The sequence below is a fragment of the Rhizobium sp. WYCCWR 11128 genome, assembly GCF_013416305.1.
Taxonomy (GTDB): domain Bacteria; phylum Pseudomonadota; class Alphaproteobacteria; order Rhizobiales; family Rhizobiaceae; genus Rhizobium; species Rhizobium indicum.
On the sequence record NZ_JACCEZ010000005.1, the window covers coordinates 113,333 to 132,490 of the forward strand.

Consider the following 19,158-nt stretch of genomic DNA (forward strand, 5'->3'; position numbering starts at 1 on the left):
TTGATCCCGATTTTCGGGCCGATGCGCTAGTCGATGAAAACGCCGACGCTTGCGGCGCGTCCGGCCGAGTCGATGACGGTCAGTTTCGAGTAGCCGCCGCCATCAGGCAGCCATTGCTGGATGCGCCGGCGGGAGAGATCGGGCAGCGGCTTGCCGTTGGCAAGCCAGCGGAAGGGCGCGCGGCCGCCCTGGAGCTTCAGCATCAGCGGTGACAGCTTGCCTTGCCCAGCGCCGAGATCGACATGCGCGCCCTCGGGCGGATAGATGATCTGCGGCGCGGCCTCGCGGCCGGAGGCGAGCAGGCCGCTGGCATTGAGTGCGAAGCGCCGCTGGCTGATCGGCAGCTCGGACTGGGCGATGCGCACGGCGCCTGCAGGCGGGCGGGGCAGCGGCGTCGTCGCGATGCCCGACTTGGCGAAACCTTCAAAGAGGATGGGCGCGGCGGTGCCATAGCCGGTCAATCCCGGCACGGCGCTATTGTCAGGCCGTCCGACCCAGACGCCGAGCACATAACGCCCATCATAGCCGACCGACCAGGCATCACGGTAGCCGTAGCTCGTGCCGGTCTTGTAGGCGATGCCGCGCTGTGGTGCGCCGGCGGGGGGAATGACGCCGGAGAGAATATCGGCGACGTTCCAGACCGCGACCGGTTCCAGCAGCGGTTCGCCATCGAGCTTGGCCGGTGTGCCGGTGACGCCGTCGCCGAGCCTAACCGGCTGACCGCGATTGGCGAGCGCCGTATAGAGTTGCACCAGATCCTTCAGGGTGATGCCGACGCCACCAAGACCGATCGCCAGCCCCGGTGTCTCATTCGGCGGCAGGGCCGGGCGTACCTCGGCGCGGCGGAAGCGTACCATCAGCCGCGACGGCCCGACGGCATCGAGCAGCTTGACGGCCGGCACGTTCAGCGAAAGCTGCAGCGCCTCGCGCACGGTGACGTCACCCTGATAGCTCATGTCGAAATTGCGCGGCCGGTAGCCGAAGAAATCGGCGGGCCGGTCTTCGATGATCGTCTCCTGGGACACCAGGCCCTGCTCGAAGGCCAGCCCGTAGATGAAGGGCTTCAGCGTCGAGCCCGGCGAGCGATTGACGCGCGTCATGTCGATCCAGCCGGAGCGGCTGGCGTCGAAATAATCGGCTGAGCCGACCTCGCCGACGATCGCGCCGGTTTGCGCATCCGCCATTATCATGGCGAGCGAAAGCTTCGGCCCGAGCTTCATGGCCGCTGCCCGCGCGACCGATTCCAGCCCCTGCTGCACCTGTTTCTTCAGCGTCGTCTGATGCTTGAGAACCGTCGGCTCCTTGCGCAGCGCCGCTTCAGCGACATGGGCGGCAAGTGCGGGCAACTGCATGCGCCGCGGTGGGACCGCGATACCCTCGGCCCGCTCCGCTTCGCCGTCGCCAACGGCTCTAGCGACCGCGACGCGGTCGAGCACACGCTTGCGCGCGGCCTCGGCTGCCTTGAGATTGCGGTCCGGCCGGCGCCGTTCCGGCAATTGCGGCAGGGCGACGAGCAACGCTGCCTCGGCGATCGTCAGGCGGCGCGATTCCTTGCCGAAATAGGCAAAGCTTGCGGCGCGCACGCCTTCCAGATTGCCGCCATAGGGCGCGTGTGTGAGATAGAGGTCGAGAATCTGTTCCTTCGACAGCCGCCGTTCGATCTGCACGGCGCGCACCAATTGCAAGATCTTTGCCGAAAGCGAGCGCCCTTCGCGCGGCTCGATCAACCGCGCTACCTGCATCGACAGCGTCGAGGCGCCGGAGACGATGCGGCCGTTGCTGACCAATTGCACGGCAGCGCGCCCGAGCGCCCAGGGGTCGATGCCACCGTGGTCATAGAAACGCTGATCCTCATAGGCGATCAGCATGCGCAGGAATTGCGGATCGACCTCGGGAACCGTGGTCTTCAGCCGCCAGCGGCCTTCCGATGTCGCAAAGGCACGCAGCAATTGCCCATCGGCATCCAGCACTTCGGCCGACACGGCATTCGCCCTGGCGAGTGGCGGCGGAAAGGCCCTGTCGGCGGCATCGAGCGCAAAGAGAGCCGCGCCGGCAAGAATGATGCCGGCAGCCGACCCGATCGCAAACTTGTGCCGCCGCCTCATTGTTGCGCCGTCACGACCTCCATCTTGCCTGTTGCCGTGCGGGCCGAAAGCTCCGGCCGGTACATATCCTCGACATTTGCGGCCGGATGGTCGTAGGTGCCGGGGGTAACGGCGCGCACGACATAGGCGACGTTGAATTCTCGGTTGTCGCCTGCCGCGCGGTTGAAGGCGGCGACGAAGCGGTCGTAGCGGAATTCGGTATGGGCAGCGGAGATCTCGCCGATCCAGTCGAAATTCGTCATCTGGGCGCTGTCGACGAGATTCGGATTGTCGATCTCGAAGCCGGCGGGCAGAAGGTCGGTGATGACGATGCGCGACGGCCAGTCATTGGTTTCGCGTATATGGATGACGACGACGTAGCGTTCGTTCTGCTTCGCCTCGCTGACATTCGCCTCCTCGCCGTCGAGCGTGTAATAGGTCCGCTCGATGATGAAGCCGTCGCCGCCGGCCGGCAGCGGCACTGTCGGGGCGGCAACGGTGGTGACCACAGCCGAAACCGTGTCGTTTGTCTGGTTGGTCAGTGTCAGCGGATGGTCGGCCAGCGCATCGCCGGTCATGCGTGCCATGTAGGCACCAGTGTGTGCGGCACCATTGACATCGACCTTCAGGCCATCGTCACCGCCCTGGATGGCGCGCGCGGCAAGCAGCATCCAGGTTTCTTCCTGCGTGCTCTTGTATTTGCTGCGCTCCCATTCCTTGCCGACCGCCTTTGCGAGTTCCGGGATGACGGGCGGCACCGGCCGGCTTTCGGCAGCAAGCGCCAAGATCGCCGCGCCGTCGCGCAGGATCGTGCCGTAATCGGTGCGCGACAGGTTCACGCGTGACACCATCGACTGCTCCGACATTTGCAGCGCGTCGAGGAAAATGGTCTTCGAACGCTGCGCATCGCCGTAGAGCGCCAGCGCGGCGGCGATATGCGCCTTGGCGAGCGGCGTCGGGAAGTCGTTGATCATCGTATCGGCATAGTAGCGCAGATCGCTGATCGCAGCCTTCTTGTTGCGGGCAAGGACGTAGATGGCATAGGCGATCTGGTCGCCCTGGCCCTTGATGTCGGTGGTGTAGGACAGCGTGTTCTGCAGGTTTTCGAGCGCCTGCACGAAAGCCCTTTCCGGTACGTCATATTTCATTTCGCGGGCCCGCGTCAGGAAATCGGTGACGTAGGAATCGAGCCAGACATCGCCCGAATCCGGTCCCCAGAGGCCGAAGCTGCCGGCCGAGGCCTGATAGGAAAGCACGCGGTAGATCGCATCCTGCACGCGCTTCTGCACGTCCTCGTCGTTTTCCATGCCCGCCTGCTTCGCCACTTCGGCGAGATAGAGCAGCGGCAGCGCCCGGCTGGTGGTCTGCTCGGCGCATCCCAAGGGATAGCGGTCGAGCGTCATCAGCAGGGCTGGGATATCGAAGGCGGCCGAACGGGTGACGTTGACGCTGATCGAGGCGCCGGGCAGCACGCTGTCGGCAAGCAAGTTCTTGTCGACGGTGAGTTTTGCCCCCGGCTTCAGCGCCAGCACCCTGCGTTCGGTGATCGGTAAGGAGGCCGGGCGCACCGGCACGTCGACCGTCTGGTCGAGCGAAAGGCCGGAGGCGTCGGAGAGGTTGATCGAGACGCTGCCGGCGCCCGGCTGTTTGCCGATGAGCGAAAGCGTCAGCTCGGATTTCGCGCCGGGCTCGAGGCGGATTGTCTGCGAGGCGGACGCTTCTTCGATGCCGACCGCGTCATTGCCGGTCAGCTGCAGCTTGTAGTCGCCGGCCGGCGCATCGGTATTGGCGATGTCGAGGCGCAGATTGGCCTGGTCGCCGGGGGAGAGGAACTTCGGCAGGCTCGCGGTTACCACAACAGGATCGCGGATGATGACGTCCTTGACGCCGTGGCCGACGCCTGATTTCGACCAGGCGACCGCCATGACGCGCGCCGTGCCGTTGAACTGCGGAATGTCGAAGGAGACATTGGCCTTGCCTTCGGCGTCGAGCTTCACGGGCCCGGAGAAGAAGGCGACGAGCTTCTGCGTCGGCGGGCTTGCCTGCAGCGCGATGGCGCCGCCATCGCCGCCGGTCCGGAGCTTGCCGGTCGCACCCAGCGAGCCGTCGATCAGGCGGCCATAGAGGTCGCGGATTTCGAGGCCGAGCTGGCGCTGGCCGAAATACCAGTCCTCCGGGTTCGGCGGTTCGTAGCGCGTCAGGTTGAGAATGCCGACATCGACGGCAGCAACCGTCACATAGGCATCCTCGTTGGCGCCGGCGCCCGCCACCTGCAGGCCAATGTTCAGTGGTCCGCGCGGCAGCATCTTTTCGGGCGTGTCGAGCGTCACCTGCAGCGCGCGCTGTTCGGGATCGACTTTCAGCCATTTGATGCCGATCGAGCGCATCGGCATGTGGCTGTCCTGGGCGTCGCCAGGGCGGAAGAGCGTGGCGGTCACATAAGCACCGGCACCCCAGTCCGATGTAACGGGGATGTCGACCTCACCGCCGGTCTCGCCGATCGTGGCGTTCTGTACGGCAACCAGCTTTTCGGTTCCTGATGTCACCATCAGCTCGCCGCCGTAGCGCGAGGTGACTTTCAGCTTGGCCGTTTCGCCGATCTTGTAGCTGTCCTTGTCGAGGGCGATTTCCAGCCCGTCGGGCGTTTCGGTCGAGGTCGAACTCACGAACCAGCCGGCGTCGAATTCGACGCTGGAGGTCGGGCCGTCGGCATCGGGGCTTTCCACTTCGAGGCGATAGCGGCCCCAGGTCACCGGCACGGAGATCTTGCCGCCGTCCATCGTCGCGTCGACGCTGCCGTTGGAGACCTGCTCGGCAGTGTAGACCGGCTCGTATTTCCAGGCCGTTCCTTCGCGATACCATTGGTATTGCCGGTTGAGGCTATAGAATTTCCAGCGCAGGCCCTTCGCCTCCTGCTTCTGTCCATCGGCCTTGACGCCGATCACCGTGAAGTTGGCGATCGAGTTCTCCGGCAACTCGTCGGAAAATTCCGGCTTGATGCCGATCGATGCGCCCTGATTTTTCACCGGAATGGTCAAAGTGCGCTCGATGGCCCGGCCGCCCGCCTCCTGCATGCGCATATAGACGGTGGCGTTCAGCAGTTGCGTCGTTGCCGGCAGTTCGCTGATGGTGAGATCCGTCGAGGCTTCGCCGTTCTCGTCGAGTTCCGGCAGGCCGTCGATCGGCTGGCGCGAATCCTCGCTCGCTTCTTCGTCGGCAAGCCCGAAGAAGAAGCCCTTATAGGCCGCACTCTCACGCGTCGGCTTGACGACGACGTCGCCTTCGAGCGTCAGGCCGGCGGCCGGGGCGCCGTAGAGATATTTGCCCGAAACGGTAATCGTCGCCGGCGTGTCCGGACCGACTTCCTTGGCCTCGGTCTTGATCTCCATGTCGGTGCGATCGGGGACGAAATCGTCGACGAGGAAACTCTTGGTGGCGATCGCGCTGCCCTTGGGATCGGTATAGATGTTCATCGTCCAGGTGCCACGCATAGCGTTTTCCTGGGTCGGGAAATCGACGGTATAGCCGCCGAGATTGCTGGTCTGGCTGACGATCCGCCGGTCCTCGACACCGTCAGGGCGGCTGAAGATGAAGGTGAGAGGCAGGTTCTCGATGGCGTTGCCATCGGTGTCGCGGGCGAGCGCCTGCGCATGCACCGTCTCGCCGGCGCGGTAGATGCCGCGTTCGGTAAACGTCAGCACGTCGATCGCGCCGGGTGCTGCACGACCGGTCACGCCGCGGTCGGAAAGGTCGAAGCCGGCGCGCGTCATGTCGAGGAAGACGTAGTCCGAGGTGCCGTTCCTGGCGGCAATGACGGCGGGCGTCAGCGCCGCCGTGCCGCGGATCAGCCCGGCGGTGAAGGTGGCGCGGCCGTTTTCGTCGGTCGTCGCAGTGCCGAGCACTTCGTTGTTCTTGGCAAGCAGCTGCAGCTCGACGCCTGCGATCGGCTTGGCCGAAGCGAGCGAGCGGGTGAAGACGTTGAGCCCGTCCGTGCCGGCATAGGTGGTGACGCCGATATCGGAGACCAGGAACCATTGCGTCGCCTGCGAATTCCACTCCTGCGCTGGGCCGTTTGCCGCCGTTGCGGTCATCACATAGATGCCGGGCTTGCGCTCGGGCAGCGCCTCGTCGACCGGGAAGCTGGTGACGATGTCCTTGTTGAGCTCGTTGGCGATGTCGATCGAGCCCTGCCAGACAAGTTCGCCGCTCTGATCCTGGATGTTCTGGGCGCTGTAGCCGTCGAGCTGGCTCAGGAACTGCGAATTGGTCAGCAGCGGTGCAATGGCGCGATCGCCGATGCGGTAGAGTTTGAGGTTGGCCGAGGTCATGTTGACCGAAACGATCGGGATGCCGCGGCGCGCCGTTGACGGCAGCACGAAGCTGTCGCCGGTGAAACGCACCATCTGGCTGCGGTCCTTGATATAGACGTCGATGCTGACAGGTGCTTCGAGCACCTCGTCGACTGATGACGGCAGCCCGGTGCGGAAGCCGATCTTATAGGTCTGGCCGTGCGTCAACCCTTCGACGCAGATCTGCTTATTCTTGGTTTCGAGTGCCTTCGGCGCTTCGCCGTTCAGCGTCACGAAAGGTGTGTAGTCCGTGGTTTTGACCAGCGCCTCGGAGAAGGTGACGCAGGCGCGTGGCGTGGCGCTGTCGGCATCGACAGTATGTTCGGTGACGCGGAAGCCTTGCGTCGATTTCAGCTGCAGGTAGGCGGCCTGCACATCCTTGGCACCGACAAGCGCCAGGCTCGCCTTGTAGGCGTCGAGCGCCGGGCGGTAATTGGCGTTTCGTTCCAGTGCATTGGCGAGTATGGCGAGCGCATCGGCGCGCTTGGCGGTGGTGCGCGTCAGCTCGTAGCCGTTTAGCGCGTCGACTACCGCTTGTCCCGTCGTGCTGCTCTCGGCGCTGCCGAGCGACGCTGCGGCACGAGCGGTTTCGAGCCAGAGATCGGCGTCGTCAGGTGTGATCGACAACGCACCATGGAAGGACTTCAGCGCGTCAGCCAGGTTGTTGGCGGTGAGGTCGAGGCGGGCGTTGGCCGTCAGGCTGTCAACGCCTTGGCCTTGCTGGTCGTCGGCTAGGGTGAGATTGTCCTTGAAGTCGTGGGCCTGCTGGATGAGATCGTTGCTCAGGAAGGTCTGGCGCGGCGCGGCGCCGATGTCCCGTTCCTGCTGGCCGGCCGTTTCGACGATCTTGCCGGCGATGGCGCCGGGGAAAGCGTTCATCGTCTTGAAATCGGATTTGAGGAAGCACCATTTCACCTTGGGATTGTAGGTGAAGGCCTTGCAGCTCTTGTCGCCGATGCAGGAGGTCTTGCACTGATCGAGCGAAACATTCTGTTCCGTGCGAAGATCGAAGCCGAAGAAATCGGCGTCCTTGATCGTCTGGATGTCGCGCTTGTTATCCGCAGCGGCTGCGGGAAAACTGACGGCGATCATGGAAAATGCGATTGTCGCGAATGCAAAGAACGAGCGCACGGACATAGGTTCCCCCCGGAATGCTGGCTCTGACCGGCCGGCACTCTCCTCACTCCACGCGAGATTGTCAACTCGACTCGCGCGCTGTTTCAACTTCGCACAGGCGCTTTCGTCCGGCTGTCACATCGGCGTGAGTGACCGCCTTGTGATTTGCGGCTTTTGCAAGGATGAGCAAGGATTTGGGTGATCGCAGGAGGTAGCGCAAATGTCCCCGTTTTCCCACCGCAGGAGCCTTGCCGCGCTCCTTGCAGCCACTCTTTTCTCGCTCGGTACGGGTGCCGCAGACGCGGCCGAAGATGCCGTCGTCATCCCGCCGCCAGCCGTCGACGAGGTGGCCGGCTCAGGCACCGAGACTGCCATTTTCGCCGGCGGCTGTTTCTGGGGTGTCCAGGGCGTCTTCCAGCACGTGAAGGGTGTCGAGAGCGCCGTCTCCGGTTATGCAGGCGGCGACGCCAAAACGGCGCAGTACGAGACCGTCAGCACCGGCTCGACAGGCCATGCCGAAGCCGTCCAGGTGAAGTTCGATCCGAAACAGGTGACCTACGGCAAGTTGCTGCAGATCTTCTTCTCTGTGGCGCACAACCCGACGCAGCTGAATTTTCAGGGGCCGGACCGGGGAACGCAGTACCGTTCGGCGCTGTTCGTTGCCGATCCGGAGCAGCGCAAGGTCGCCGAGAGTTATATCAGCCAGCTCGACAAGGCGCATGTCTTCCCGCAGTCGATCGTCACCAAGGTGTCTGAAGGCACAGGCTTCTATCCCGCTGAAGCCTATCATCAGGATTTCCTGACGCTCAATCCGACCTATCCCTATATCGTCTACAACGACCTGCCGAAAATCGAGAACCTGAAGTCGCTGTTTCCCGCCGACTACCGCGGCAAGCCGGTCCTCGTGATGAAGGTCAAGGGCTGATCGATCCTGTCGGTCCTGGGATTGTCGGCTCCGAACACAGGGATGCAATGCGTTCGTCGCAACAGTTCAGGGCATGATGTCTATGGGCGTGTGGTTGGGGACGCGGGCCCAAATATCGCGCATCTCCGAGTTGGTGACCGCAATACACCCATCCGTCCAATCCCACAGTCGATGGGCGTTTGCGAATAGGCCCCAGCCATTGGGAAGCCCGTGGATCATGATATTGCCGCCGGGAGGAAAGCCACCGGCTTCAGCGTTGCGCCGATCATCAGGGCCTGGATATGAAATGTGCAGGCTCAGATGCGCCATGGACTTGGGATTTCGCCAGTCTATTTCATAACGCCCTTCAGGTGTTTTCTCGTCACCTTCTCGTTGCTTGGGACCCTCATCGGCAGCCTGCCCAAGAGAAATCCGGTATGTTGAGATGGGGGTATCCCCTTTGAGAAGGACCATCCGGCGTTCGGCTTTATGAACGCGAATGCTGTCAGCCTGTTGCTCCAACGGCGCATCTGGAGGTGGTGAGCCCGCGCCGATCCTGGCCATCAATTTCGTGTAAGCGAACAAGCTGACGACCACCGCGGCTAAAATGACAAATTTGCTTCTCAACCTGATCCTCATCTTCGAGCTCACAGAATGGCTAATACCGCCTTACCGCGTCCCCATCCAGAAGGCGCGCAGTTGAGACTGAGCACGATCGGGTGCCGCTTTTTTCTTCATGTTCTTTATTCTTAAGAATTTGTCAACGTTAACAATATCTTAAATACAAGAAACGGCGTTCCACCGCGGAACATATCGTCGACTTGCCCGTTACTGCCATGAGTTTCGCGTCGGATAGACTGCCGGAGCGGATACCTCTTTCGAGTTATGCGTAACCAAGGGGACGTATCATGGCCACCAATGTCGTGCGGCGCTGGCAACGAGATGATCTCATGAAACAGAGAGTATTGATCGTCGAAGATGAATTCCTGATCGCCCTCGATCTTGAGGCGACGGTGGAAGGCATGGGGATGCAGGTTGCGGGCCTTGCGAATGATCGCGAACAGGCGCTGCGGCTGGCGCCGCTTGCCGACATTGCTTTTGTCGATGTCAATCTCGCCGACGGCCCGACCGGGCCTGAGATCGGCCGGCGGCTGGCGCAGGAGCATGGCATTGCCGTCGTCTTCATGACCGGCAATCCCGAAGTGGTGGCTGACGGCGTCAAGGGCGCGGTCGGCGTGGTCCAGAAGCCGGTCATGCCTTCGGTTGTCGAACAGCTGGTGAAATACCTTGCCGCGCGCCGTGTCGGCATGTTTGCGGTCGTACCCTCACAAATGACGGTCTTTACCTGATCGGACGGGGCCCGATCGTAAGGGCCTGATCAGCCGGATATGGCTGCGAGCTGCGGCGGATGGCCGGCCTTTTCCGCCTCCGGCCTGCCATAGGCCTTGAGAAAGGTATGGACGGCGTTACGCGCCGCGTTTTCCAGTTCTTCGTCGGTGGGCGTGCCGCCGAGCAGGATCATCATCTGCAGATCGGCATTGCCGAGCGCCACGAACTGCCTCGCGGCGACGTCGAAATCATCGATGGCGAGCGCGCCCTTATGGGCAAGCCGTCCGAAAAGCGCGGACAGTGCGGTGGTCAGCTTGCCCGGCCCCTGCTGGCGCCAGCTTTCGAAGAGGTGCGGATATCGCTCGCCCTCGGTCTGCACCAGCTTGCGCAGGAATTTTCCATCGTGGTTGCAGATGCAGTTCTTGTTGAGGCGCACGGCGAAGGCCGTCAGATCGTCTTCCAGATTGTCGGCACGATCCGGGAAGGTCGACAGCACGGAGAAGAGCATGGCGTTGGCGCGGTTCATGACGTCTTCGACGACGGCGACGAACAGCGTTTCCTTCTCGCGATAGTGATTGTAGATCGTCTGGCGCGAGACACAGGCAACGGCGGCGATCTCGTCGATGCTGGCGCCGGCAAAACCCTGGCGGCAGAATACGTCTGCCGCGGCATCGAGGATCGACATGCGCTTGGCGCATTGTCCGCGCTGCGTATGCCCCGTCATCCGGACTGCCGGTGTCATGCGATCTTTCATGAGAGCGAAGATAAGACGTCTTGACGTTTTAGACAATGGCGTCTAATTTTACATACGTGTCCAAATTTGTTGACACTCCTGGTTCCGCCGCTGAGATATGAGCTCCCAACTTCGTCTTTGCGCGAACGATCATCATTGAGCCCGCGCATCGCCGAAAATCGGAACCGATTTTCGGAAAGCACGTGCGTAGATTTAAAGTGTTGGAGCGTCCTTGTGCGTCCGAGAGGACGCACGGCGCTCTCAGAGCAATGTCGCGGAGCGACGATCCGGTATTTCCGCTGCGCTTTTATGAAAGATCACCATTATGACGGCTCCCTTCTTTCGCATTGCCCTCATTCTCGGCCTTCTGTCGGCCATCGGGCCTTTCGCCATCGACATGTATCTGCCTGCGCTGCCGTCCATCGGCCAGGACCTGCATGCCGATAACAACGTCACCCAGCTTACCCTTCTTGCCTTCTTCATCTCCTTTGCGCTCGCCCAGCTCGTCTATGGTCCGCTGTCGGATATGTGGGGCCGCAAGCTGCCGCTCTATCTCGGCATCGGCCTTTTCGCCGTCGCCTCGATCGGCTGTGCGCTGGCGACCGATATCGAAACGCTGATCGCCTTCCGTTTCGTTCAGGGTATCGGCGGTGCCGCCGGCATGGTCATTCCGCGCGCCATCGTTCGCGACATGCATACCGGCGTGCAGGCCGCCCGCCTGATGTCGCTGTTAATGCTGGTCTTCTCGATCTCGCCGATCCTGGCGCCGCTGACCGGCAGCGCCGTCATCGAGTTCTACGGCTGGCGCGGCGTATTCTGGGCCGTGACGATCGCCGCCTTCATCGGCCTCGTCCTGCTTGCCACCCAGCTTGACGAAACCCGTTCGGCGACCGAACGCAGCGGCAGCGGTTTGAAAAGCGCCATGGCGGCCTACCGCCTGCTGCTTGCCGACCGCAATTTCCTGACGCTGACCTTCATCGGCGGCCTCGGCATTTCGAGCTTCCTGGTCTATCTCGCCAACTCGCCTTTCGTGCTGATTCAGCATTACGGGCTGACGCCGACGCAATACAGCTTCGCCTTCTCGATCAACGCCGTGTCGTTCTTCGCGGTATCGCAGGCGACGGGCTGGCTCGGCGAGCGTTTCGGCCTCGTGCGCGTCATGCGGATTGCGGTCAGCGCTTTTGCCCTTGCCATGGTCGTCATGGCGGTGGTGATGGCCGCGGGCTTCAACCAGCTTCCTGTCCTGGCGACCTTCCTGTTCATCGGCTACGGCTTCCTCGGTCTCGTCATCCCGACGAGCGCGGTGCTCGCGCTTGAGGATCACGGCGAGATCGCCGGCACCGCCTCGTCGATGATGGGCACGCTGCATTTCGTGATCGCTGCCGTCGCCATGGTCATATCGAGCATCTTCTTCGACGGCACAGCCGTTCCGATGGCCGCCGGCATCGCACTCTGCGCCTTCGCAGCCTTCGTGCTGACCCAGGCAACGATCGGCCGCCGCGCCATTGTTGCCGCTGCTGAATAGTCAACCACAGGCCGCACCCGGTTCCCCAGGTGCGGCCACATGACTGGTCGTGGCCTCGGAGAAAATGCAACGCGGGTGCAGGGGCTGCGGCGGGCCTTGCTGCCATCAATTCGGTCGGAAATCTCGGCGGCTCCTAGCCGGGTCTGATCAAGCCGCTAAAAGTATCTACGCGGCGGGCTTCAGGCCGTCAGCGTGAAAGCGTCGCTTTCGCCTGGAACGAGTTCCAGCGGCCAGATCCTGTTTCGGGCGCCCTGCGGATAGTGATCGGCATAGGCCGGCATGGTGGCGAGCAGGGTTTCGCCGAGCTGCGCGCCGAGATCGCGTAGCGACATGCGGAAGGATGTCAGCGTCGGCTGCAGGAAATGCGTGCGCGGCTCCTCGCGGAAACCGACGACGGCGAGGTCGCGGCCGGGCACGATGCCCGCCTCGGCAAGCCGGCGATAAAGCCCGATCGCCATCAGTTCGTGGATCAGGATGATCGCCGTCGGCCGCTCCTCGATCATCAGCAATTCGTGGCCGGCCTGGTAACCGCCCTGTTCGCTCGACTTGACCCGGATGACGAGGGTCGGGTCGAAGGCAATACCGTGCCGTTGCAGCGCCTGGCGGTAGGCGTCGAGGAAGAGGTAACCGAGATTGATGTCGGAGGAGGGGGCGGCCACCGCGATCCGCCGGTGGCCTTTGGCGACCAGTCGCTCGACGCCGCGCGCCGCCACGCCCTCGAAATCGAGGTCCATCCAGGTGTAGCTGCCGCCCGACGCGCTGCGGCCAAGCGCCACGAAGGGGATGCGGGCCTTTTCCAGAAGCTCGATGCGCCTATCGGTGCGCCGTGTCGCCGAGATGATCAGCGCGTCGACAAGCCGGCGCGCCACCATGCGCTTCAGATATTCATGCGGGTCCTCGTCATCGGGGCAGGGCAGCATGACGAGATCGAGCTTGTGGCGGGAAAAGACGCTCTGTAGCCCGTCGGTGACGCCAAGGAAAAAGTCGTCGCTGTTTTCGACCGTCTCGCGGCTCACTTCAAGCATCAGCCCGATGACGTTGGTCATGCCCTGGCGAAGGCTGCGGCCCGATTGGTTGGCGACGTAACCGAGCTCTTCGGCGGCGGCGAGTACGCGCCGACGTGTCTCGTCATTGACGTCGGGCTTGCCGTTCAGCGCACGGGACACCGTTCCGATCGAAATGTCGAGATGCTCGGCGAGCTGGCGAATTCCCTTCATCTGCGGCGATCTTCCTCCCCAATGCATGTCGCCCAAAACTGTGCAGCGCTTTTGGGATAACGACATGCGTCAAACCGTCAGCCCTTCTTGCCACAGGATGGCGCCTGCGAAAAGACAGAGGGAGGGGTCAGAGTCTGAAGCTCTGGCGGATGACGAGCTCCGGAATGACGCGTTCGTAACCCGGAGGCAAGTCCGGGTTTTCAAGCCGCCGCTCCATCAGTTCGACGGCGCGCTGCGCCATGGTCAGCGGGTCCTGGCGGAAGGTGGTCAGCTGATAGCTCAGCCAGGAGGATTCCGGCACGTCGTCGAAGCCGATGACGGCGACATCCTCGGGGATGCGCAGTCGCGCTTCGAGGCGCACGACATCCATCAGTCCGAAAGCGATCTGATCGTTGGCGCAGAAGATGGCGTCGGGCTTTATTGTCTCCGAAAAGAGCGCGCGTGCGGCGGTGACGCCGCCGTCATAGTCAGAATCGCCGCCACGTCCGACGACGACGGAGACACCGAGCGACTCGGCTGTCGACAGGAATGCGCTTTCGCGCTCGATGATAGCAGGCGTTCCGGTGTTGGAGCCGATGACCGCCAGCCGCCGTCTGCCGTTTTCGTAAAAGGCCGTCGCCGCCTTGCGGGAGGCCTCGGAGTTGCCGGCGCGCACATGGTCGGCGTCGGGTTCCGAACGGCCGATCACCACAAGCGGTTGGCCATTTCGCTGCGCGAGCTCGAAGAAACTCGCCGGCGGCGAGCCGGACAGGATGATGATCGCCTCGGCACGGTGGCCGATCAGCATCTTCTGGGCGGCGAGCAGCTCGTCTTCCGTCTGGCCGGTGTTGATGAGAATCGGGATGCTGCCGCGTTTGATCAGGCATTTGGCAAGCGCTGCGGCCAGATGCGCGCGAAAACCCACTTCCGGCCGGGTCGCAACGATGCCGACAAGGCGGCTCTGGTTGGCAAGCACGCCGCGCGCCAGGTCGTTGACATGGTAGCCAAGTTCTTCAGCCGCCCGCAGCACCTTTTCGCGCGTTGCAGGCGCCACGCTGGTGCCCGGCGTGAAGGTACGCGAGACGGCTGAGCGCGAAACGCCCGCCAATTGCGCCACCTGCTCGGCGCTGACGAAGCGCATGCGTTCTTTCTTTGGCGTCTTGTCGCCGTTCACTGGACCATCATTCATCGGCTTTCAGCTATTGATCGTCTCTAACAGCCGGATGACAGGCGGCCGAGGCAGCCAGAAATTTTTGCTGTGGGGAGTAACTGCGAACCAACTGATTGGCCAAGCAAAGAAAAACCGAGGCTGCCGGATGCAGCCTCGGTTGATGGGCGAAAATCAGCGGCGACGACGTATGATCAGATCCGCGCCGCCATAGGGAAGGCCAAGTCTGCCCGTTATTCGCAGACGCGTACAGTTTCGGCATGATAGCCGCCGTCGTAGCGGTTGCGGACATCGCGGTCCTCATACCAGCATCTCGGCGCGGGTTCGACATAGCGAGGACCATCGACATAGCGAGGGCCGCCGCCATTGGCGATTGCGCCGCCAATTAGCCCGCCAACAACACCTGCGGCAACGCCGCCGGCGATAATTCGACCGGTGTTATCGTGGTGATGGCGATCACGCGCCGCAGCGGGCTGAATGGCCAATCCAACAAGGGCCGTTGCGATCAACAGGCTGCTGGTAACTCTCTTCATAATATTCTCCTCAGTGGCACTCGCCCCGGATAAAAGGGAAATGCGGCAGCAAGTCGTCGGTTCGTTCAAACTTTGCGACAGGCGTTAATGCATGTCGCCTGAGATTAGAGCGCCGTGCGTCCTCACGGACGCACAAAGGTCGCTCTAACACCTTCAATCCGCGAATCGTGCTTTCCGAAAATCGATTCCGATTTTCGGAAAGCACGATGCGCTAGGTCGCCGACTCCGCTGTCGTCGTCTCTTCCAGCACGTCTTCGGGAATGTCGTCGAAGGAGGAGTAGTTCAAATTGTAGAGCTTGGAATAGAGCTTGCCATTCTTCATCAGCTGGCGGTGGTCGCCGCTTTCGATGATTTCGCCGTTCTGCAGCACGATGATGCGGTCCGCCTCACGGATCGTCGCGAGGCGATGGGCGATGACGAGGCCGGTGCGGTTTTCGAGTAGCTTCACCAGCGCCTTCTGGATCAGCATCTCGGTATAGCTGTCGATATTGGCCGTCGCCTCGTCGAGCACGAGGATCTTCGCATCCGCCACCAAGGCACGGGCAAAGCTCAAAAGCTGGCGCTGGCCGAGCGAAAGGTTGCCGCCGCGCTCGCCGAGGACACTATCGTAACCATCGGGCAGGCGCATCACGAAATCATGCGCGCCGACCGCTTTGGCGGCCTCGATCACCTGTTCGCGCGTCGCCTCCAGCTTGTGGTAGCGGATGTTTTCGAAGACGGTGCCGGTGAAGAGGAAGGGTTCCTGCAGCACCATGGCGATCTGCGCTCCGAGCGAATCCTGCGTCAGATCACGCACATCGTCGCCGCCGACCAGCACCTGGCCCTGCTGCACGTCGTAGAAGCGATGGATCAGCGACATGCAGCTCGATTTGCCGGACCCAGTCGGCCCGACCAGCGCTACCGTCTCGCCGGGATTGACCTTGAAGCTGACGTGCTTCAGCACCGGGTGTTTCGGATTGTAGCCGAAGACGACGTCCTTGAATTCCACCGATCCGTCCATGTCGCGCGACAAGGCTTTGGCGTCGGGCGCGTCCTTGATGTCGACAGGCACGTCGAGCACTTCGGTCAGCCGCTGGCCGGACGCCATGGCGCGCTGCATCACCGAATATTGCAGGGTCAGCGAACGGATCGGGTCGAAGAAGCGCTGGATGTAGAACAGGAAGGCGACGAGCACGCCGACATCGAGCGCCTGATTGAGAACGCGCGCGCCGCCGACGACGATGACGAGCGCCATCGCCACGCCGGTCAGGCTGTCGACGATCGGCACCATCACCTGCGCATAGCGCGCCGCCGTCAGATGCGTCTTGAGGTTGGCATGCGCCTTGTCGTCGTAGAGCGTGAAGTTGACGCCCTGCCTGTCCATGCTCTGGACGGCGCGCACGCCATGGATCGCTTCTGCAAGCGCACCGTTCGCGACCGAATTGGTCTCGTGCGCGGCCATGAAGGATTTGCGGGCCAGCGGCAGCCAGAACAGCCGGACGATGAACAGCACCGGCAGCACCGAGAGCGTCAGCAGCCCCAATTTGAAATCGAGATAGAGCATCACGAAGACGATGCCGAAGAGCAGCACGATGTCGCCGACTGACAGCACCGAGGTTTCGAGGAATTCCTGCATCGAGTTGACGTCGCCCTGCAGGCGCGACATCAACCGGCCGACTTCGGTCTTGTCCATGAAGGACAGCGAGACGCGCTGGAGATGCGAAAACATCGCCTTGCGGATATCGAAGAGCACGTCCTCGGCCACGCCGCCGACCAGCGTCTCCTGCGCATAGCTTGCCGCATAGTTGATGAGGATGGCAATCGTGAAGGCGACGATCGACCACACCAGGGCCGAATGGTTGCCGCCCGGCGACATGCCGTGGTCGATGGCATAGCGGATGATCAGCGGGATGGTGAGCTGCATCATCGTGAAGGTCAGAACGGCGACGACTGACCACAGGACCTGGCGGCGATAGGGGTGAACGAAAACCCAGATGCGCTTGACGATATTGCCGTCGAAGGCCTTGCCAAACATCTCCTCCTCGACGCGATGCGAACCGACCACCGCCCGCGGCGGGCGGCGTCCATCCTCGCGAACGTCGGGACGCTCGGTTTCCAGTTCCTCGGCCATGCCATTCCTCCCGCGGCCATCACGTCCGGTGGCCTGCATAGTCATTGCTTGTCCACTCTTCTCCCTGGTGGGCAGAAGAACGGAATTCATTGCTAGGCGCTCAAGACCTCGTCGCCCGGCCGCACCTGCAGGTCGTAGAGCGCCTTGTAGCGCCCGCCGAGCGAAAGCAGCGCTTCATGCGTTCCGCGCTCGACGATCCGGCCGTCTTCGACGAACAGGATCTGGTCGGCATGCATCAGCGAGCTCAGGCGGTGGGCGACGATGATTGTCACCCGGTCGGCGGCATAGCGGCGCATGGCGCCGCGGATGCGCTGTTCGGTGGCGGCGTCGATAGCCGCTGTCGAATCGTCGAACACCATCACCGCCGGTTTCAACATCAGCGCGCGGGCGATCGAAAGACGCTGCCGCTGGCCGCCGGACAGCGAAACGCCGCGCTCGCCGACGACGGTGCCGTAGCCTATTGGCAGGCCAAGCACGTAATTGTGAAGTTGGGCGCTTTCACTGGCGCGCTCGATGCGGCCTTCCTTCGCCCATGGGTCGCCATAGGCGATGTTGTTTTCGATCGTCGTCGTGAACAGGAAGGAATCCTGCTGCACGACGGCAACCGCCCGGCGCAGCGATTGCAGCGTCGCCTTGCGGATGTCCTGACCGTCGATCGTGATCTTGCCGCCGCTGACGTCGTAGAAGCGGGGAATGAGATGGGCGATCGTCGACTTGCCGCTGCCGGGCGGGCCGACGATGCCGATCGTCTGGCCGCGCCTGGCTTCGAAGGAGACATCGTCGAGCACGGTGCGCTTTTCCGAACCGGGATAGGCGAAGCTGACATTCTCGAAGCGCAGCACGCCGTCCGTGACGTTCAGCTCTGTCGCATCCGGCGCATCCTTGATCGCGACGTCGAGGTCGAGAAGGGCAAAGAGGCGCGAGCCGCAGGTGGAGGCGCGGGCAAAGGCATTGACCATCAGGCCGAGCTGGCGCACCGGCATCTGCAGGATGGTCATGAAGGTCAGGAACGAGGCCAGCGTGCCGACGGTGATTTCACCAGACATTACCTTGCCGCCGCCGACCCAGAGCACCAGACCCATCGCAGCGAAGAAGGAGAAGGTCATGGCGCTGGTGTTGGTGACGCGGATGCCGACGCGCTGATGCGCGAGCGCCAGCGCGCTCTTCGACGCCGCCTCGAATTTCGAAATCTCGTGTTCGTGGGCGGCAAAGGCGCGCACGACGCGAATGCCGCCGAGATTTTCCTCCATGATGCGGGTCAGCACCGAAAGCCGCTCCTGCAGGTCGAGCCAGGTGGCGCGTAGCCTGAGCTGCGTCACCGATGAGCGCCAGCCGACGAAGGGCACGAAACTCAGCGCCAGGAGGCCGAGCACGACATCGGTCGACAGCAGCATATAGGCGCCGATGCCGATCAGGGTCGACAGCAGGATCATCCGGACTAGTGCGGTGGAAAAATACATGCGCACGCCTTCGAGATCGAGCAGGCCGACGGTGATCAGGTCGCCGGAATGAACGGTGTCATGAAAGCTGAAGGAGAGCCGCTGGATCTTCTCGTAGCAGGCCAGCCGCAACTCATATCCGATGTGATGGCCGACAGCTTCGCTGTAATAGTTCTGGACCATGGTGAAGAGGCCGCGCAGCACGCTGGCGCCAAGCAGCAACAATGCCGTGGTCAAAAGCGCGTCCTGTGCCAGCAGACCCGCCGCACCACCGCTCATCGCCATCTGCGTATGGTCGACGGCCTGGCCGAGAAGGCGCGGGATCATCAGCTGGAAGGTGGAGGCAACAAGCGTGGCGCCGATTGCAAAGCCGGATTGCCAGGGGTGGCGGAAGGCCATCATGGTGATGCGCACCAATGTGAAGAGGCCTCGGCCCCAGCCTGCCGCAGTTGCAAGCGCCATCGAAGCCGAAGGCTTCGTCGCGCGTGTTAACACATCGCTGCTCACGGTATTTTTTCCAATAGATGTGTGGTCGGACGCTGGCCCGAAAAGACGGCAAATCCATGAAGGGATTGATTGCACCTTCACTTTTGCCGATTCCATTTGGGGGTTCAAGTAAAGAATTCACCAGTTGGTTATTTTTACGTGAGGTCTCCTCGCATCCCGGCGGGA

12 protein-coding genes are annotated in these 19,158 nt (G+C 62.5%); 3 read left to right on the plus strand and 9 right to left on the minus strand.

Annotation, left to right across the window (positions count from 1 at the left end):
• Positions 1 to 26 precede the first annotated feature (26 nt).
• Both pbpC and HX898_RS17410 read right to left on the minus strand, forming a co-directional pair.
• Positions 27 to 2,105, minus strand: coding sequence for a penicillin-binding protein 1C (gene pbpC / locus HX898_RS17405; RefSeq protein WP_180195240.1), 2,079 nt, complete (start codon positions 2,103 to 2,105; stop codon positions 27 to 29).
• Positions 2,102 to 7,570 carry an alpha-2-macroglobulin family protein gene (locus HX898_RS17410; protein WP_180195241.1) on the minus strand — a complete coding sequence of 1,823 codons (5,469 nt, stop codon included), beginning with the start codon at positions 7,568 to 7,570 and terminating at the stop codon, positions 2,102 to 2,104. The genes pbpC and HX898_RS17410 overlap by 4 nt, the downstream gene beginning before the upstream one ends.
• A gap of 199 nt (positions 7,571 to 7,769) precedes the next feature.
• Here HX898_RS17410 and msrA point away from each other — a divergent pair, with 199 nt between their 5' ends.
• Positions 7,770 to 8,474: a peptide-methionine (S)-S-oxide reductase MsrA gene (msrA, locus tag HX898_RS17415; protein ID WP_171598156.1), complete on the plus strand. Its 705-nt coding sequence runs from the start codon at positions 7,770 to 7,772 to the stop codon at positions 8,472 to 8,474.
• Positions 8,475 to 8,540: 66 nt separating this feature from the next.
• On the opposite strand, the gene HX898_RS17420 is transcribed toward msrA, so the two are convergent.
• Complete coding sequence (locus tag HX898_RS17420) at positions 8,541 to 9,080, minus strand: L,D-transpeptidase family protein (RefSeq protein WP_138331553.1); 540 nt, start codon at positions 9,078 to 9,080, stop codon at positions 8,541 to 8,543.
• 281 nt (positions 9,081 to 9,361) lie between these two features.
• On the opposite strand from HX898_RS17420, the gene HX898_RS17425 reads away from it, so the two are divergent.
• Positions 9,362 to 9,802 (plus strand): response regulator, encoded by a 441-nt coding sequence (locus HX898_RS17425; RefSeq protein ID WP_138331554.1) that lies wholly within the window; start codon positions 9,362 to 9,364, stop codon positions 9,800 to 9,802.
• Positions 9,803 to 9,831: 29 nt separating this feature from the next.
• On the opposite strand, the gene HX898_RS17430 is transcribed toward HX898_RS17425, so the two are convergent.
• A complete protein-coding gene (locus HX898_RS17430) occupies positions 9,832 to 10,572 on the minus strand; it encodes a TetR/AcrR family transcriptional regulator (protein ID WP_138331555.1) in 741 nt (246 codons plus the stop codon).
• Positions 10,573 to 10,840: 268 nt separating this feature from the next.
• On the opposite strand from HX898_RS17430, the gene HX898_RS17435 reads away from it, so the two are divergent.
• Positions 10,841 to 12,040: a multidrug effflux MFS transporter gene (locus tag HX898_RS17435; protein ID WP_138331556.1), complete on the plus strand. Its 1,200-nt coding sequence runs from the start codon at positions 10,841 to 10,843 to the stop codon at positions 12,038 to 12,040.
• Between the two features lie 179 nt (positions 12,041 to 12,219).
• Here HX898_RS17435 and HX898_RS17440 read toward each other — a convergent pair whose 3' ends face one another.
• The 5 genes from HX898_RS17440 to HX898_RS17460 form a co-directional block, all read right to left on the minus strand.
• Complete coding sequence (locus HX898_RS17440) at positions 12,220 to 13,257, minus strand: LacI family DNA-binding transcriptional regulator (protein WP_180195242.1); 1,038 nt, start codon at positions 13,255 to 13,257, stop codon at positions 12,220 to 12,222.
• Positions 13,258 to 13,384: 127 nt separating this feature from the next.
• On the minus strand, positions 13,385 to 14,425 hold the full coding sequence (locus HX898_RS17445; RefSeq protein ID WP_171598154.1) for a LacI family DNA-binding transcriptional regulator: 1,041 nt from the start codon (positions 14,423 to 14,425) through the stop codon (positions 13,385 to 13,387).
• A 212-nt stretch (positions 14,426 to 14,637) separates the two neighbouring features.
• Positions 14,638 to 14,937 (minus strand): hypothetical protein, encoded by a 300-nt coding sequence (locus HX898_RS17450; protein ID WP_138389802.1) that lies wholly within the window; start codon positions 14,935 to 14,937, stop codon positions 14,638 to 14,640.
• 211 nt (positions 14,938 to 15,148) lie between these two features.
• Entirely contained in the window at positions 15,149 to 17,047 is a 1,899-nt protein-coding gene (locus tag HX898_RS17455; protein WP_171598153.1) for an ABC transporter ATP-binding protein, read from the minus strand.
• 92 nt (positions 17,048 to 17,139) lie between these two features.
• A complete protein-coding gene (locus HX898_RS17460; protein ID WP_171598152.1) occupies positions 17,140 to 19,101 on the minus strand; it encodes an ABC transporter ATP-binding protein in 1,962 nt (653 codons plus the stop codon).
• Between the last annotated feature and the right edge of the window lie 57 nt (positions 19,102 to 19,158).

Excerpts from the sequence above, each read along its gene's own strand:
- HX898_RS17440 (WP_180195242.1), bottom strand. The coding sequence starts at position 13,257 with ATGAAGGGAATTCGCCAGCTCGCCGAGCATCTCGACATTTCGATCGGA.
- HX898_RS17435 (WP_138331556.1), top strand. The coding sequence starts at position 10,841 with ATGACGGCTCCCTTCTTTCGCATTGCCCTCATTCTCGGCCTTCTGTCG.
- pbpC (WP_180195240.1), bottom strand. The coding sequence starts at position 2,105 with ATGAGGCGGCGGCACAAGTTTGCGATCGGGTCGGCTGCCGGCATCATT.
- HX898_RS17455 (WP_171598153.1), bottom strand. The coding sequence starts at position 17,047 with ATGGCCGAGGAACTGGAAACCGAGCGTCCCGACGTTCGCGAGGATGGA.
- HX898_RS17410 (WP_180195241.1), bottom strand. The coding sequence starts at position 7,570 with ATGTCCGTGCGCTCGTTCTTTGCATTCGCGACAATCGCATTTTCCATG.
- HX898_RS17425 (WP_138331554.1), top strand. The coding sequence starts at position 9,362 with ATGGCCACCAATGTCGTGCGGCGCTGGCAACGAGATGATCTCATGAAA.
- HX898_RS17445 (WP_171598154.1), bottom strand. The coding sequence starts at position 14,425 with ATGAATGATGGTCCAGTGAACGGCGACAAGACGCCAAAGAAAGAACGC.
- HX898_RS17450 (WP_138389802.1), bottom strand. The coding sequence starts at position 14,937 with ATGAAGAGAGTTACCAGCAGCCTGTTGATCGCAACGGCCCTTGTTGGA.
- msrA (WP_171598156.1), top strand. The coding sequence starts at position 7,770 with ATGTCCCCGTTTTCCCACCGCAGGAGCCTTGCCGCGCTCCTTGCAGCC.